Annotated in this window: 17 protein-coding genes; 3 read left to right on the plus strand and 14 right to left on the minus strand. The window is 65.4% G+C overall.

The features are described from left to right. Positions 1–5: 5 nt before the first annotated feature. The 8 genes from HUX88_RS25415 to flgB all read right to left on the minus strand — a co-directional run bounded on the left by HUX88_RS25415 (position 6) and on the right by flgB (position 6,590). A complete protein-coding gene (locus HUX88_RS25415) occupies positions 6–1,124 on the minus strand; it encodes a flagellar basal body P-ring protein FlgI (protein WP_373886841.1) in 1,119 nt (372 codons plus the stop codon). Positions 1,125–1,153: 29 nt separating this feature from the next. Further along, a complete protein-coding gene (locus tag HUX88_RS25420) occupies positions 1,154–1,810 on the minus strand; it encodes a flagellar basal body L-ring protein FlgH (protein WP_117011643.1) in 657 nt (218 codons plus the stop codon). A 10-nt stretch (positions 1,811–1,820) separates the two neighbouring features. After that, positions 1,821–2,603, minus strand: coding sequence for a flagellar basal-body rod protein FlgG (flgG, locus tag HUX88_RS25425; RefSeq protein WP_117011644.1), 783 nt, complete (start codon positions 2,601–2,603; stop codon positions 1,821–1,823). Positions 2,604–2,684: 81 nt separating this feature from the next. Then, positions 2,685–3,425 carry a flagellar basal-body rod protein FlgF gene (flgF, locus tag HUX88_RS25430; RefSeq protein ID WP_117011645.1) on the minus strand — a complete coding sequence of 247 codons (741 nt, stop codon included), beginning with the start codon at positions 3,423–3,425 and terminating at the stop codon, positions 2,685–2,687. Between the two features lie 11 nt (positions 3,426–3,436). Beyond that, the gene (locus tag HUX88_RS25435; RefSeq protein ID WP_117011646.1) at positions 3,437–4,996 is read right to left on the minus strand and encodes a flagellar hook protein FlgE; all 1,560 of its coding nucleotides are present in this window, start codon (positions 4,994–4,996) and stop codon (positions 3,437–3,439) included. A gap of 37 nt (positions 4,997–5,033) precedes the next feature. Then, on the minus strand, positions 5,034–5,738 hold the full coding sequence (locus HUX88_RS25440; protein WP_176363588.1) for a flagellar hook assembly protein FlgD: 705 nt from the start codon (positions 5,736–5,738) through the stop codon (positions 5,034–5,036). Between the two features lie 16 nt (positions 5,739–5,754). Then, positions 5,755–6,162, minus strand: a complete 408-nt coding sequence (gene flgC / locus HUX88_RS25445; protein ID WP_117011648.1) for a flagellar basal body rod protein FlgC — start codon at positions 6,160–6,162, stop codon at positions 5,755–5,757. 2 nt (positions 6,163–6,164) lie between these two features. After that, positions 6,165–6,590, minus strand: a complete 426-nt coding sequence (gene flgB, locus HUX88_RS25450; protein WP_161089410.1) for a flagellar basal body rod protein FlgB — start codon at positions 6,588–6,590, stop codon at positions 6,165–6,167. Between the two features lie 158 nt (positions 6,591–6,748). Here flgB and flgA point away from each other — a divergent pair, with 158 nt between their 5' ends. The 3 genes from flgA (at position 6,749) to HUX88_RS25465 (ending at position 8,352) form a co-directional block, all read left to right on the plus strand. Further along, positions 6,749–7,444 carry a flagellar basal body P-ring formation chaperone FlgA gene (flgA, locus tag HUX88_RS25455; RefSeq protein WP_117011650.1) on the plus strand — a complete coding sequence of 232 codons (696 nt, stop codon included), beginning with the start codon at positions 6,749–6,751 and terminating at the stop codon, positions 7,442–7,444. Positions 7,445–7,552: 108 nt separating this feature from the next. Next, the gene (gene flgM, locus HUX88_RS25460; RefSeq protein ID WP_116990410.1) at positions 7,553–7,867 is read left to right on the plus strand and encodes a flagellar biosynthesis anti-sigma factor FlgM; all 315 of its coding nucleotides are present in this window, start codon (positions 7,553–7,555) and stop codon (positions 7,865–7,867) included. Positions 7,868–7,875: 8 nt separating this feature from the next. Next, complete coding sequence (locus HUX88_RS25465; RefSeq protein WP_117011651.1) at positions 7,876–8,352, plus strand: flagella synthesis protein FlgN; 477 nt, start codon at positions 7,876–7,878, stop codon at positions 8,350–8,352. 11 nt (positions 8,353–8,363) lie between these two features. Here the strand turns inward: HUX88_RS25465 and motD are convergent, their stop codons facing one another. The 6 genes from motD to HUX88_RS25495 all read right to left on the minus strand — a co-directional run bounded on the left by motD (position 8,364) and on the right by HUX88_RS25495 (position 13,987). Beyond that, positions 8,364–9,140 carry a flagellar motor protein MotD gene (motD, locus tag HUX88_RS25470; RefSeq protein WP_117011652.1) on the minus strand — a complete coding sequence of 259 codons (777 nt, stop codon included), beginning with the start codon at positions 9,138–9,140 and terminating at the stop codon, positions 8,364–8,366. A gap of 1 nt (position 9,141) precedes the next feature. Then, the gene (locus tag HUX88_RS25475) at positions 9,142–9,888 is read right to left on the minus strand and encodes a flagellar motor protein (protein WP_117011653.1); all 747 of its coding nucleotides are present in this window, start codon (positions 9,886–9,888) and stop codon (positions 9,142–9,144) included. Further along, positions 9,870–10,601 (minus strand): RNA polymerase sigma factor FliA, encoded by a 732-nt coding sequence (locus HUX88_RS25480; protein WP_116990414.1) that lies wholly within the window; start codon positions 10,599–10,601, stop codon positions 9,870–9,872. The genes HUX88_RS25475 and HUX88_RS25480 overlap by 19 nt, the downstream gene beginning before the upstream one ends. 43 nt (positions 10,602–10,644) lie before the next feature. Then, positions 10,645–11,442: an antiactivator of flagellar biosynthesis FleN protein gene (locus tag HUX88_RS25485; RefSeq protein WP_117011654.1), complete on the minus strand. Its 798-nt coding sequence runs from the start codon at positions 11,440–11,442 to the stop codon at positions 10,645–10,647. After that, positions 11,435–12,889: a flagellar biosynthesis protein FlhF gene (flhF, locus tag HUX88_RS25490; protein ID WP_176363589.1), complete on the minus strand. Its 1,455-nt coding sequence runs from the start codon at positions 12,887–12,889 to the stop codon at positions 11,435–11,437. The genes HUX88_RS25485 and flhF overlap by 8 nt, the downstream gene beginning before the upstream one ends. 150 nt (positions 12,890–13,039) lie before the next feature. After that, positions 13,040–13,987 (minus strand): DUF4351 domain-containing protein, encoded by a 948-nt coding sequence (locus HUX88_RS25495; RefSeq protein ID WP_176363590.1) that lies wholly within the window; start codon positions 13,985–13,987, stop codon positions 13,040–13,042. Between the last annotated feature and the right edge of the window lie 17 nt (positions 13,988–14,004).

Here is a 14,004-nt window from a genome sequence, read left to right on the forward strand (position 1 = left end):
CCCGCTTAAATGATTTCCAGCTCGGCGCGCAGCGATCCGGCCGCTTTCATCGCCTGCAAAATGGCCAGCAGATCCTGCGGCGTGGCGCCGATGGCGTTGAGCGCCTTGACCACGTCGGCCAGCGAAGCGCCGCCCTTGACCAGCATGACCTTGCCGCTGTCGGCCTTGATGCCCACCTGCTGGTTGGGCGCGACCACGGTGCGCCCGCCCGACAGCGGATTGGGCTGGCTGATCTGCGGATCGGCCGTCACCGAGATCGACAGGTTGCCGTGCGAGATGGCGCAGGTGTCGAGCGTGACGGCGCGGTTCATCACCACCGAGCCGGTGCGCGCGTTCATGATCACCTTGGCCGGCTGCTCGGCCGGGTTGACCTGCATGTCCTGCAGGGTGCCGATGAAGCTCACGCGCTGGTCGCTGCTGCTGGGCGACTGCACGCGGATCACGCGGCTGTCCAGCGCGTACGCGATGCCGGGACCGTATTTGTCGTTGATCACCTCGACCACGCGGCTGGCGGTGGCGAAGTCGGCGGTGTTCAACTCCAGCTTGATGAAGTTGCCCTCGCCCAGGCTGGAGGCCACCGCGCGCTCGACCGTGGCGCCGCCGGAGATCTTGCCCACGCTCAGGTGGTTGACGGTCAGCGAGCTGCCGCCCGCGCCGCCGGCCGCCACGCCCACGCCGCCCACCAGCACATTGCCCTGGGCCATGCCGTAGACCTGGCCGTCGGCGCCCTTGAGCGGCGTCATCAAGAGCGTGCCGCCGCGCAGGCTCTTGGCGTTGCCCATCGACGAGACGGTGATGTCGAGCGTCTGGCCCGGCTGCGCGAACGGTGGCAGCGAGGCCGTCACCATCACGGCGGCGACGTTCTTCAATTGCAGCGAGGTGCCCTGCGGCAGGTTCACGCCCAGCTGCTGCAGCATGGAGACCACGCTCTGCACGGTGAACGGGGTCTGCGTGGTCTGGTCGCCGCTGCCGTCGAGGCCGACGACCAGGCCGTAACCGATCAGCTGATTCTGCCGCACGCCGGCGATGCTGGCCAGGTCGCGCAGACGCTCGGCCTGTGCCGGCTGCGCCAGCAACGAGACCGCCACCAGCGACAGCGCCGCCAGCCTGCGCGCGCCCTGCATGATTGATTGAGTGCTGTCCATGGTCGCCATCAGAAAGGTAACAGGCTTTGGAAGAAGCGCGACGCCATCGACGCCATCTCGGCGCGGTCGATCTGGCTGTTGGTGCGGTACTCGACCTTGGCGTCGGCCACGGCGGTCGACTGCACCGTGTTGCCGGTGGCGATATTGTCGGGATTGATCATGCCGGAGAAGCGGATGAACTCCACGCCCTTGTTCATCGCCACCTGCTTCTCGCCTGCCACGATGAGGTTGCCGTTGGCCAGCACCTCGACCACGGTCACGCCCATGGTGCCGGTGAAGGTGTTGCTGGCCGACTGGTTGTCGCCGTCGGCGTACTTGCTGGCGTTGTTGGCGCTGAGCGTGGCGCCGAAGGTCGATTGCAGCGGATGCGGCACGCTGGCGCTGACGCTGCCGGACTTGTTGCCCGAGCTGGCGCCGGCTTTCACGGCCGAGGTTTTCTCGGTGATGACCAACGTCAGCACATCGCCCACGTGGCGCGCGCGGCGGTCCTCGAAGATGGGACGGAAGGCGGCGTTCTGGTAGATCGCGCCGTTGGAGGGCGCCGTCTGCAGCTGCTCGCTGGTCAGCGGACGCGCCGTCATCGGCATCTGCACGATGGAGGTCGGGGTGGTCATGCAGCCGCTCAGGCCGATGGCGGCGGCGACGATGGTGATGGCGTATTTCATGCTCTGCTCCTTACATCTGCGACAGCTTGGCCAGCATCTGGTCGGAGGTCGTGATGGCCTTCGAATTGATCTCGTAGGCGCGCTGGGTCTGGATCATATTGACCATCTCCTCGACCACGTTGACGTTCGAGGTTTCCACATAGCCCTGCATGATGACGCCGGTGCCGTTGGTGCCCGGGGTGTTGGTCTGCGGATTGCCGGAGGCGCCGGTCTCGACGTACAGGTTCTCGCCCTTCGATTCCAGCCCGGTCGGGTTGATGAAGGTCGACAGCTGGATGCTGCCGATCTGCTGCGGCGCCACCTGGCCCGGCAGCGTGACCGAGACGGTGCCGTCGCGGCCCACGGTGATCGATTGCGCGGTGATCGGGATGGTGATGGCCGGCTGCAGCACGAAGCCGCTGGAGGTGACCATCTGGCCGTTGTTGTCGCGCTGGAAGGAGCCGTCGCGGGTGTAGGCGGTGGTGCCGTCCGGCAGCAGCACGTTGAAAAAGCCGTTGCCGTTGACCATCAGGTCCTTGTCGTTGCCGGTCGACTGGGGATTGCCCTGGGTGTGGACCCGTTCGATCGCCACCGGCCGCACGCCGGTACCCAGCTGCATGCCCGACGGCAGATTGGTCTGCTGCGACGACTGCCCGCCCGGCTGGCGGATGTTCTGGTACAGCAGATCCTCGAACACCGCGCGCGACTTCTTGAAGCCGTTGGTGCTGACGTTGGCCAGGTTGTTGGACGTGACATCGAGCGCGGTCTGTTGCGCTTCCATGCCGGTCTTGGCGATCCACAGTGAACGTATCATGATGCTTCTCCCGTTGCTCGGACGGGAGCCGTCAAAAGCGACAGCTACTCATCCCACGCAACCATTATGCGGGAGAGGGCATCAACTCAAAGCGAGGATCTGGGTGGCTTTTGCGGCGTTATTCTCGGCGTTCTTCATCAGGCTCATTTGCATTTCAAACTGCCTTGCCAGGCTGATCATGTTGACCATGGAATCGACCGGATTGACGTTGCTGCCCTCGAGCGCGCCGTCGACCACGCGCACCGCCGGGTCGTTCTCGGCCGGCGTGCCGCTGACCTGCCGGAATAGGCCGTCGTCGCCGCGCACCAGGCCCTTGGGATCCGGGTTGACCAGCTTGATCCGCCCCAGCACATTGGCCGGGCCGGGCTTGAAATCGGTCGAGATGGTGCTGACCGTGCCGTCGCCGGCCACCGACACCGTGGTGTCGGGCGGGATGGCGATCGGGCCGCCGTCGCCCACCAGCGTCTGGCCGCTGGTCGTTTGCAGCAGGCCGTTCTCGCTGACCTTCAGGCTGCCGTTGCGGGTGTAGGCTTCCGAACCATCGGCCGACTGCACCGCGATCCAGCCCTGGTCGCGCACCGCGATGTCCAGCGCGCGCCCGGTGGTCTGGATCGGGCCGGCGCGCATGTCGGCGCCCACCGTGGAATCGACCACGAAGGCGCGCGTCTGCAAGCCCTCCGACACCACCGGCACGGCCCGGAACGTGTCGAGCTGGGCGCGGAAGCCGGTGGTGGTGGCGTTGGACAGGTTGTTGGCGACGGTGGCCTGCTGCTCCATCACGTGCCGCGCCCCTGTCATCGCGGTATAAACCAGGCGGTCCATGGCTTACCCGATTACCGGAGGTTGACCAGGGTTTGCAGCACCGAATCCTCGGTCTTGATGGTCTGCGCATTGGCCTGGTAGACGCGCTGCGCGGTGATCATGTTGACCAGTTCGGCCGTCAGGTCGACGTTCGACACTTCGACCGAGCTGGCGCGCAGCGAACCCATCGAGCCGGCGTTCGGCACCCCGACCTGCGGCGTGCCCGAGGCCGAGCTTTCCGCCCAGGCGTTGTTGCCCAGCGGGGTCAGGCCGTCGACGCTGGCGAAGTTGGCCATGGCGATCTGCCCCATCGGACGCGACTTGCCGTTGCTGTACTGGCCCAGGATCACGCCGTTGGCGTCGATGGCGTAACGCTGCCACGAGCCGGCCGAGTAGCCGTTCTGCACCGAGCCCAGGTCGTTGGTGACGCTGCCGTACTGGGTGGTCTTGTCGAACGTGGTGGCGACCACCATCGGCTGCTGGGAGCCGGTATCGGGGAAGATCGGCAGGCTGATGTTGAACGGCAGCGTTTGCGGCGTCGGTTGCATCAAGGCCATCGCCTCGGGGTCCAGCACGCCGGTCTTGGTGAACAGCAGCGTACCGGCCTTGACGGCGGGCACCGTGATGGCGGCGGCCAGCTTGGCGTTGATCTGGTCCGGCGTCATGCCGGTGATCGAATTGCTGCCGGTCGGATCAAGCGCGGTCATGGCGGCATCCAGCGCGTCCAGCTGCGCCTGGGACGCGGCGGCTGGCGGCACCTGGGCCGCCGTCTTCATCGAATCATGAGCCGCTTGCGCATAGGTGAACGCGGCGGCGGCGATCGCGGCCGGGTCCGGCGGGGTCGCGCGCACCGCGTCGTTGTACGCGCTGCGGGCGGCCTTCACGGTGGCATCAAGATTGATCGCCGCGGCCACGCCGCCGGAAACGATTTCCTTGTTGTCGGCCGCCGCGTACACGTCCCAGGTGTTGGCGTCGGTCTTGACGTAGTAGGTCGTCATGATGTGCGAAGTGCCCAGGCTGTCGAACACGTTCAGCACGGTCTGCTTGTTGTAGCTGGTCGGATCACCGGCGTCGAACGGGATCGTGGCCGGCACCTTCTCCGCCGAGCTCAGGTTCAGCTGGAAGTTGGCGGTGGTGGTTTGCACCGGCGTCAGGTCGGACTTGTCCAGCGTCAGCGGGGTCGGCGCGCCCAGCTGGATCACACCGGCCGCGTTCGACAGGTAGCCGGTCAGCACCGCGCCCTGCGCGTTGACCAGCGTGTGGGTGTTATCTTCATGGAACTGGCCGTTGCGCGAGTACTGCACCGCGCCGTTCACCACTTCGCGGAAGAAGCCGCCGCCGTTGATCGAGATGTCCAGCGGATTGTTGCTGGTCTCGATATTCCCCTGCGTGAATTGCTGGGCCAGCTTGGCGGTCGTCACACCGATGCCCGGGTTGTTGCCCGACACGCCGTTCAGCGAGTTGGCGTACAGGTCGGCGAACTGCGCCTGCGAGCCCTTGAAGCCAACGGTGCTGGCGTTGGCGATGTTGTTGCCGATGACGTCCAGCGATTTGGATGCTGCGTTCAGGCCGCTAAGTCCTTGTTGGAACATGGTATTCCCCTATGCTAGGTGTGACGTGTGAACTGCGTTACAAAACTTCTTTGATATCGGACATCGCGAACTGTCCGAGCGAGGTATTCAATTTGACGCCGCCGCTGCCGGTCGACACGCTGGCCACCGCCGCCAGCTGCAGCGGCGTGGCGTCGGTCAGGGTCTTGCCGGCGCTGACCGCCTTCACCGTGAAGGTGTAGCTGCCGGCCGGCGCGGTGGTCTTGGCGTCGGTGGTGCCGTCCCAGGTGATCGGGTAGGTGCCGACGTCGGTGCTCTTCATGCTCATGGTACGCACCACGGCGCCGCTCTTGTCCTGGATCGAGATCGTCACGCTCTCGGCCGGCGAGGCCAGGTCGATGCCGAACACGCTGGTGCTGGTGGTCGTGCCGGCGCTGTCGGTGCTGGTCGTCAGGTCGACGCCCTTGCCCGCCACCAGCACGCCCTTGCCGATCAGGTTGGTCGCGGTCAGCGATTGCGAGGCGGCCTGGTCGGTGCGCAGCGATTCCAGCGTGGCGTTGACCTTGTTGATGCCGGTCACCGTCGACAGCTGGGCCAGCTGGCTGGTCATGGCCGCGTTGTCCATCGGGTTCAGCGGGTCCTGGTTCTTCAGCTGCGTCACCAGCAGCTTCATGAACTTGTCCTGGTCCGCGCCGACGTCGTCGGTGGACTTGGTGGTGCTGCCGGTGTTGGTGGTGTTGATCGGCGCCGCTACGGGCGTGTCGATCACTGCGCTGATGGTCATGATGTCCTCTTATGAATTACTGGCCGATGGTCAGGGTTTTAAGCAGCAGCGTCTTGGCCGCGTTCATCGTCTCGACGTTGGTCTGGTAGGAGCGCGAGGCCGACAGCATGTTGACCATCTCGTCGACCACGTTCACGTTGGGCATGGTCACATAGCCCTTGTCGTCGGCCATCGGATGCTTGGGGTCGTACATCTGCTTCATCGGCGACTGGTCTTCCACCACCTGCTTGACCCGCACCCCGGTCGAGGCCCCGCCGTCGGTCGGCGTGGTGGCCTCGAACACCACCTGGCGCGCGCGGTAGGCCTCGCCGCTGGCGCTGGTGGCGCTGTCGGCGTTGGCCAGGTTGGACGCCACCACGTTGAGCCGTTGCGCCTGGGCGCTCATGGCCGAACCTGAAACATTGAAAATATTAAACAGCGACATGATCAGCTACCTCCCTGTATCGCCGCCATCATGGTTTTGATCTGGGCGTTGATTGCGGTGATGCCAGCCTCGTAGCGGATGGCGTTGTCGGCGAACTGGTTGCGTTCCACATCCATGTCGACCGTGTTGCCGTCGACCGCGCCCTGCACCACGCCGCGGTACAGCAGCGGCGTGCCGTCCGCCATCGTCGTACCGTCTTGCAGGGGGTTGGGGTAATGCTTGCTGGCGGTGGTCTTCAAGGTGGCGTTGGCGCTGGGGCTGGCCTTGTCCAGCGCGGCCTGCATGGCGCTGGAAAAATCGATGTCGCGGGCCTTGTAGTTGGGCGTGTCGCCGTTGGCGATGTTCGAGGCGAGCACGCTCTGCCGCTGAGAGCGCAGGCTCAGCGCGGCTTCGTTAAAGCGCAGGTAATCGTCGAGTTTCCCAACCATGGCAGCTCCCAATGGACGCACTTGTTATGACAGGATCGATGATACGGAGTTGCCGGCGGTAACGATCCGGCGATAAGCCACTGCTTTTCGGTCCTATTCAAGGCTTCAAGTCCAGGCTGCCAGACTATGATGGCAATATTGAAGGGGACTCACACGCCATGAAACGACTGCTCATCACCGCCGCCCTGCTGGCCCTGTTGCCGGCGGCCCACGCCCAGCAAGCGCCGCTGCGCCAGGACGCCGCCGCGCTCAAGCGCAGCGTCGAACAATTCCTGCAGGTGCAAAGCGGCGGCCTGCCCGGCCAGGTGACGGTCGCCGTGGGCGCCATCGACCCGCGCATGAACCTGGCCGCCTGCCCCGATCCGCAGGCCTTCTTCATGCCCGGCGCGCGCGCCTGGGGCAAGACCACGGTCGGCGTGCGCTGTGCGACACCAACGGCCTGGACGGTATATATTCAAGCCACGGTCACCGTGGTCGGCGAGTACATCGCCAGCGCCGCCCCGCTGGCCCAGGGCCAGGCCATCGAGGCCAGCCAGCTGGTGACCTTGAAGGGCGACCTGACCGCGCTGCCGGCCGGCATCGCCACCGACATGGGCCAGGTGATCGGCCGCAGCACCAATATTTCACTGCCGCCGGGCACCCCGCTGCGCCTCGATACGCTGCGCAGCAAGCCGGTGGTGCAATCCGGGCAACTGGTGCGGCTGGTTTCCAGCGGCAACGGCTTCAGCGTCTCGGCCGAAGCCCGCGCCATGAGCACGGCCGGCGACGGCCAGGTGGTCCAGGTAAAAACTTCCGGTGGGCAGCAAATCACCGGGATCGCCAAGGCGGGCGGACTGGTGGAGGTGGCGTTTTGACGGAACGCCGGGGATCTTGCGGTAAAGCAACGCTAAAGTTTTGCGCGCGGCCGCCGTTATAGAGTCAGATCCCGGAGTTTCGTACTCCTACCAGAGAAGGATAATGCTGTGAAAATCAACGATACATTGAAGAGCACGACCGGCTTGCCGTCGTCGACCCCGGCTTCCACCTCGACCGCGCGCGGCGCGGACAAGGCGGCCGCCCCGGCGACACCCGCAACGTCCGACAACGTGCGCCTGTCGCCGCAAGGCCAGGCATTGGCGGCCAGTGCGGCCGGCGGCGCCAACGCTGTGTTCGATACCAAAAAGGTCGAGCGCATCAAGCTGGCGATTGCCGACGGTCAGTTCCAGGTCAACTCGGAAAAAGTGGCGGATGGCTTGCTGGATACAGTCAAGGATCTGCTGCACTCTCGCAAACGATAGGTCTTACCATGTCAACCGCTACCCCGCTGAACAGCCTGCGCGAAGAAGAACAGATCATGACGACCCTGCTGGGCGTCCTGAAGCAGGAACAGCAACACCTGGTGGCGGCGGAAATCGACGGCCTGACGGCGGTCACCACGAAGAAATCGGCACTGGTCACGCAGATGACCCTGTTGTCGGCCCAGCGCCACCGCGCCCTGGGCAAGGCCGGCTACCCGGCCGAGGAAGCCGGCATGGATGCCTGGGTCGCCGCCAGCGGCGCCGACGCCGCCGAAGCCACCGCCCTGTGGCAGGCGCTGCAGCACCACGCGCGCGAAGCCAAGGAACTGAACCGCATCAACGGCATGCTGATCAACAAGCAGATGGGCCACACGCAAGGCGCGCTGCAGGCGCTGCGTCCGCAATCGGCCGGCGCCAACAATTTCTACGGCCCTGGCGGCCTGTCCACCACCCTGCCCCGCAGCCGCGGATTCCTGGCCGGCTGATCCAATTTTATCTATTGCTGGGCCGGCGCCTGCGTCGGCACTTCCGTCACCGTATCCGGAATACCGGACAAGATCGTGACCGCCACGCGGCGATTGCGCGCGCGGCCGATCGGATTGTCGTTCGACGCCACCGGCACGTTCGAGCTGAAGCCCACCGCCGTCAACCGTCCCGGCGCCACGCCGGCGTCGATGAACAGCCGCACCACGCTGCTGGCGCGCACCGCCGACAGCTCCCAGTTGGACGGGAACAGCGCGTTGCGGATCGGCTGGTTGTCGGTGTGGCCCTCCACCTGCACATTGTGGTCGTCGTTCTTGAGCAGGCCGGCCACGGCGCGCAGCGCCTCGGTCGATTCGCTGGTCAGGCGCGCGTCTCCCGGATCGAACAGCACCGAGGCGTTGATCTCGACGCTGACGCCGCGGCTGTTCTGCGTGACGCGCACCTTGCCCTCCTTGACCAGCGGCGCCAGCGTGGACAACAAGTCCTGCGCCAGCTTGGTCATCTGGGTTTTTTCCTTGCGCAGCAGTTCGGCGTGGCGGCGCAGGTTGGGATTGGGGATGGGCAGGTTGGGCACCTCGGTGGTGACCGGCTTGGCCGAGCCGGCGCCGCCGAAGGCGTCCCCCAGCGCGACCGACAGCACCTTGTAGCGGCCGATGTTGACCACCGAGATCGCGTACATGACGACGAAGAAGGCGAACAGCAGCGTGATGAAGTCGGCGTAGGAAATCAGCCAGCGCTCGTGGTTCTCCGGCTCGTCGTCGAACTTCCTGCGCGCGCGGCGGTTCTGCATGTCAGTGTTCCCGCATCAGCGTGGCGATGCGCTCGTCGATGACGCGCGTGTGGTCGCCGGTGGCGATGTCGTAGAACACGGCGGCGGCGATCTCCTGCTGGTGCACCGCCTGCGTGACGATGGCCTTGAGCTTGTTGGCGATCGGGTAGAAGAACAGGTTGGCCAGGCCGACCCCGTAGATGGTCGACACGAAGGCCACCGCGATGCCCGAGCCCAGCTTGCTCGGATCGGTGAGGTTCTCCATCACGTGGATCAGGCCCAGCACCGCGCCCAGGATGCCGATGGTGGGCGAATAGCCGGCCGCCGATTCCCAGATCCGCACCGCCTGGCGCTCCTCGGTCTCGTAGGCGGTGATCTCGGTGTCGAGGATCTGGCGCAGCTTGTCGGGATTGATGCCGTCGACGATCAGGCGCAGGCCCTTGGTGTTGAACTGGTCCTTGGACGAGAGCATGTAGCGCTCCAGCGACAGCAGGCCGTCGCGGCGCGCCGCCAGGTTCCAGGCGTTGATGTCGCGCGCCAGCACGGCGCGGGTGTCGGCCGGCGGCGCGAACACCAGCCGCAGCATGCGCACGCCGCGCAGGAAGGTCTTGAAGCGGGTCTGCAGCATCACCGCGCCGAAGGTGCCGATGACCACGATCGCGAACGCGGCCGGCTGCAGCAGCGAGCCGAGCTTGCCGCCCTCGAGCGACTGGCCGACGACGATGCCGGCCAGCGCCAGCAGCACCCCGGCTACGCTGGCCCAGTCCAAGACCGCTCCCGGAGTGAGGCGCGCAAGCGCGCCACGGCCTGCGTATGCAGCTGCGATACGCGCGATTCCGATACGCCCATCACGGCGCCGATTTCTTTCAAGTTGAGCTCCTCTTCGTAGTACAGCCCCATCAGGATCTTCTCGCGCGGCGGCAGCGCGTCGATGGCGTCGATCACTGCCTGGCGGAAGTCGCCGTCCAGCAGCGAGCGCAACGGATCGCTCTCCTCATCCGAGCAGTAGCGGTCGAGGAAGCTGTCGTTGCCGTCGTCGTCGTGAAAATCCTCGTAGTACACCAGCTGGTGGCCGCCGCCGTCGGACAGCATTTCCTGATAATCGGCCAGCGACAGCTTGAGCATCTTGGCCACCTCCGACTCGGTCGGCGGATGGCCGAGGCGCTGCTGCAGCGTGCTCATCGCGGTCTCGATCTTGCGCATGTTCTGGCGCATCGAGCGCGGCAGCCAGTCGCTGTTGCGCAGCTCGTCGAGCATGGCGCCGCGGATGCGCAGCACGGCGTAGGTTTCGAACTGGGCGCCATGCGTGTCTTCGTAACGGCTGATGGCGTCGAGCAGGCCGATCATCCCGGCTTGCACCAGATCGTCGACTTCGACGCTGGGCGGCAGTTTCGCCTTCATGTGATGGGCCAGGCGTTTGACCAACGGCATATGCTCCGTCAGCAAAGAATCCTTGTCCACTTTCCCTTTGACCGTGTACATAGCCTGTTTATTATTGATTAAGCGCTAAAATTGTCATGCTCCCTTAACGGAAAGATGGCGAGCCGGCCAGCGCGAAGCGGCCCGCCAGTTGACGGAACGCGACCGAAGCCCCGGCCAGCGGAAACGCATCGACCACCGCACGCCCCAAGCGTGCGGCGCGCTGCAGATATTCGTCCGCCGGCACCGATCCCATCGAAACGAGGTTCACCGCGAGGTATCGGCTGGCCGCCTGTGCCATGTTATCGTATACCACCTTTGCTTCCGATTCGGAAGCCCCGGTGACCACAATTCCGAACGGCCGCCGTCCCAGCTCCTGGTTCAGGCGCTTGATCATACTGTACGCGGCCTTGATCGAGGTAGCGCTATTCGACACCTGCACCACGATTTCCGAGCTGGCCATGACCGGCACCGGGAAGGCCACGCCGTCGAACTCGCCGTCGACGATGACGATGCCGGTCTGCTTGGCCAGCACGTCGAAGGCCTTGGCCAGGCGGCGCGTCTCGTCCGGACCGCTGCGCGGCACGCCGCGTGTCATCGACGCCACAGAGAACCCTTGCGGCACCTGGTGGATCACCTGGTTGAGCGCGCACTCCTGGCGCGCCACGTTGAGCAGGCTGGCGCCGCCGTCCACGCCCAGGCGCGAAGCCACGCCGTGGGCGCTGGCGCAGGCGTCCACCAGCAGCACGTCGTTGCCGGCGCGCGCCAGCGAGGCGCCCAGGTTGACCAGCATGGCGCCCTTGTCGTCCTGCGGCGTGGCCGACAGGAAGGTGACGATGCGGGGCTGCGGCCCCGCCAGCATGCGGCGCAGGCCCTCCGCCTGGTCGAAATCGAAATTAGCCAAGGTGCACCTCGCGCAGCGCTTGCTCGTTCTGGCCGTTGCTCATCAGCAGAGGCAGTTCGGCGTCCAGGTACTGGGTGTTGACGACGTCGCGTTTCAACTTGAAAGCGCGGTCGATCAGGTAGGCCGGATCGGCCAGGTGCAGGTCTTCCGGCACGCGCTGGCCGTTCGACACGTAGAACAGATTGAGCTTCTGGCGGATCACCACGTCGAGCACGTTGCCGATGGCGGCCGCCTCGTCGAGCTTGGTCATGATGCAGCCGGCCAGGCCGCTGCCTTGATAGGCACGCACCACTTCGTTCAGCGTTTCCTGGGTGGCCGTCGCGTTCAGGCACAGCAGGCGCTTGACGTCGGAGCCGGCGCCTTGCAGCATCGATACCTGCTCGGTCACCATCTGGTCGCGCTGGCTGACGCCGACCGTGTCGATCAGTACCGTGTGCTTGTTCTTCAGTTCCTTCAGGGCGATGCGCAGGTCGGCCTCGTCCTTCACCGAGTGCACCATCACGCCGAGGATCTTGCCGTAGATGCGCAGCTGCTCGTGGGCGCCGATACGATAGGCGTCGGTGGTGATCAGGGCCAGCTTGTCCGGGCCGTGGCGCATCACGCAGCGCGCGGCCAGCTTGGCGGTGCTGGTGGTCTTGCCGACGCCGGTCGGGCCGACCAGCGCGAACACGCCGCCCTGCTCGATCAGCGCGTCTTCGTTGGCCATGGTTTGCAGGTTGCGGGTCAGGACATTCTTGATCCAGCGCAGGCTGTCGGCGGCGTCGCGGTTGGCCGGCAGTTTTTCGATCAGGTAGCGCGCCAGGCTGGCCGAGAAACCGGCCGCCAGCATCTCGCGCAGCACGGCGGCCTTCTGCGGCTCGCGCGCCTGGGTGGTGCCCCAGGAGATCTCGGCCAGCTGGGTTTCCATCATGCCGCGCATGGCGCGGATTTCGCTCATCATGCCCTGCATCTCGGCGGCGGCGTTCTGCTTGGCGCTGGCGACGGCGGCGCTCACCAAGGCGGCGATCTGCTCGGCGTCGATCGTGGCCCTGGCCGGCGCCGGTGCCGGCACTGCGGCTGCGGCTGCGGCCTTGGTGGCGCTGGCGAACGACGAAGCGGAAGCCACCACGCGGCGCACCGGTTGCGCTGGCAGGGCGGCTGGCGCCGGGGTTACGGTAGGCGATTCGAAACGCGGCTCCATGCGCTGTTCCAGGCGCGGCTCCTGGCGCTGGTCGGCGCGGCCATACGGCACGGCGGTGGTCAGGTCGAGCGACGGCGCCGGATCGGCCATCGGCGAGTGCGGCGCCGGCATGGCCAGCGAGGCGGCATCGTCGTTGGCCAGCGCGAGGATTTCAACGCCGCCATCGGCCTGGCGATTGGACAGGATCACGGCATCGGGGCCGAGCGATTCGCGGACTTTGCGCAGCGCCTCGCGGGAAGTCGGTGCAGTAAATTTTTTGACGTTCATGGCCGGCTCTCAGGAGTCTAAGTCGAGCAGTGCGTCTTCCGGATGAGACGCCTTTACTCTGACAGTGCCATTATTGACGATGCACTCTGGAAACGATCCGAGGAACAGGGGGGCAAATGGGCCGCATTTCGCCATTGCGGCCGAGGCGGCTTAACTGCTGCGGAAAACCTCGTCCAGCGAGGTGGCGTCGACAAAGTTGCGCGCCCAGGCGGACAGCTGCGGCACATCCGCCTCGGCGATGCGCAACCGCACCTGCGCATCCAGCGGGCCGAAGCGTTGAGTCAGCAGCTCGGTGAGCACCTCGACCCAGCCTTCTTGCCTGCCCTCTTGCCTGCCTTCTTTCCTGCCAATTTCCATTCCGATACGTTCGATAGAAGACAAATAAGTCATGGCCTTCCTCCTTTCAATCTGCAACATCCCGGATCGCAAGCGCGCCTCCAGTCCCTCGGGCAGGCGCATGATCCAGTCGATCACCCGGTACAAATTGATGATACGCTGCTTGTCCCAATCACGCTGATACAGAAGTTTGGTAAGCCGCCATTTGGCGATACGCCGCCGATGCGCGTTCCCCTTGGTTTGCCGCGCCTGAAGGTGCGCCATCGTCACCAGCGCAAAGGGATTCAGATGCGCCCGCAATTCGTCCATGCGGCCGGCGAAATCCCGCAGCTTCACGACCGGAAATTCGATCCGCATCTCGCAACCCAGCAGCCGATAGCCAAACGATCCGGGCCGCCAGCGCGCACCGCCGTCGGTCAGCAGCGCCAGGCTGGCTACCGGCCGCTGGTAGCGATCGTAGACCCGATAATTGTAGACAAACATACGCTCGGCAAACCGCGCATCGCGCCAGCCCTGCACCTCCAGATGCACCAGCACCCACTGCTCGCTGCCGTCATGCAGATACACGCTGACCAGCTTGTCGAGCAGGCGTTTGCCCAGCTCGGCATCGCGCGTCAACGTGCCGAATTCCTGGTCCAGAAAAATATGCGGCCGCGACCAGTCGATCGCGGCATGCGCAAAGGGAAAGTAGAACGCCATGAACTCCGGAAAGTGGTGCATGACCACTTCCTTCCACGGCGTATCGAAATCGTCGGCATCCATGCGAGCAGTCTAGGCCG

Origin of the sequence: Duganella sp. BJB1802 (assembly GCF_013369445.1) — a bacterium.
GTDB classification, from domain to species: domain Bacteria; phylum Pseudomonadota; class Gammaproteobacteria; order Burkholderiales; family Burkholderiaceae_D; genus Rugamonas; species Rugamonas vulcania_A.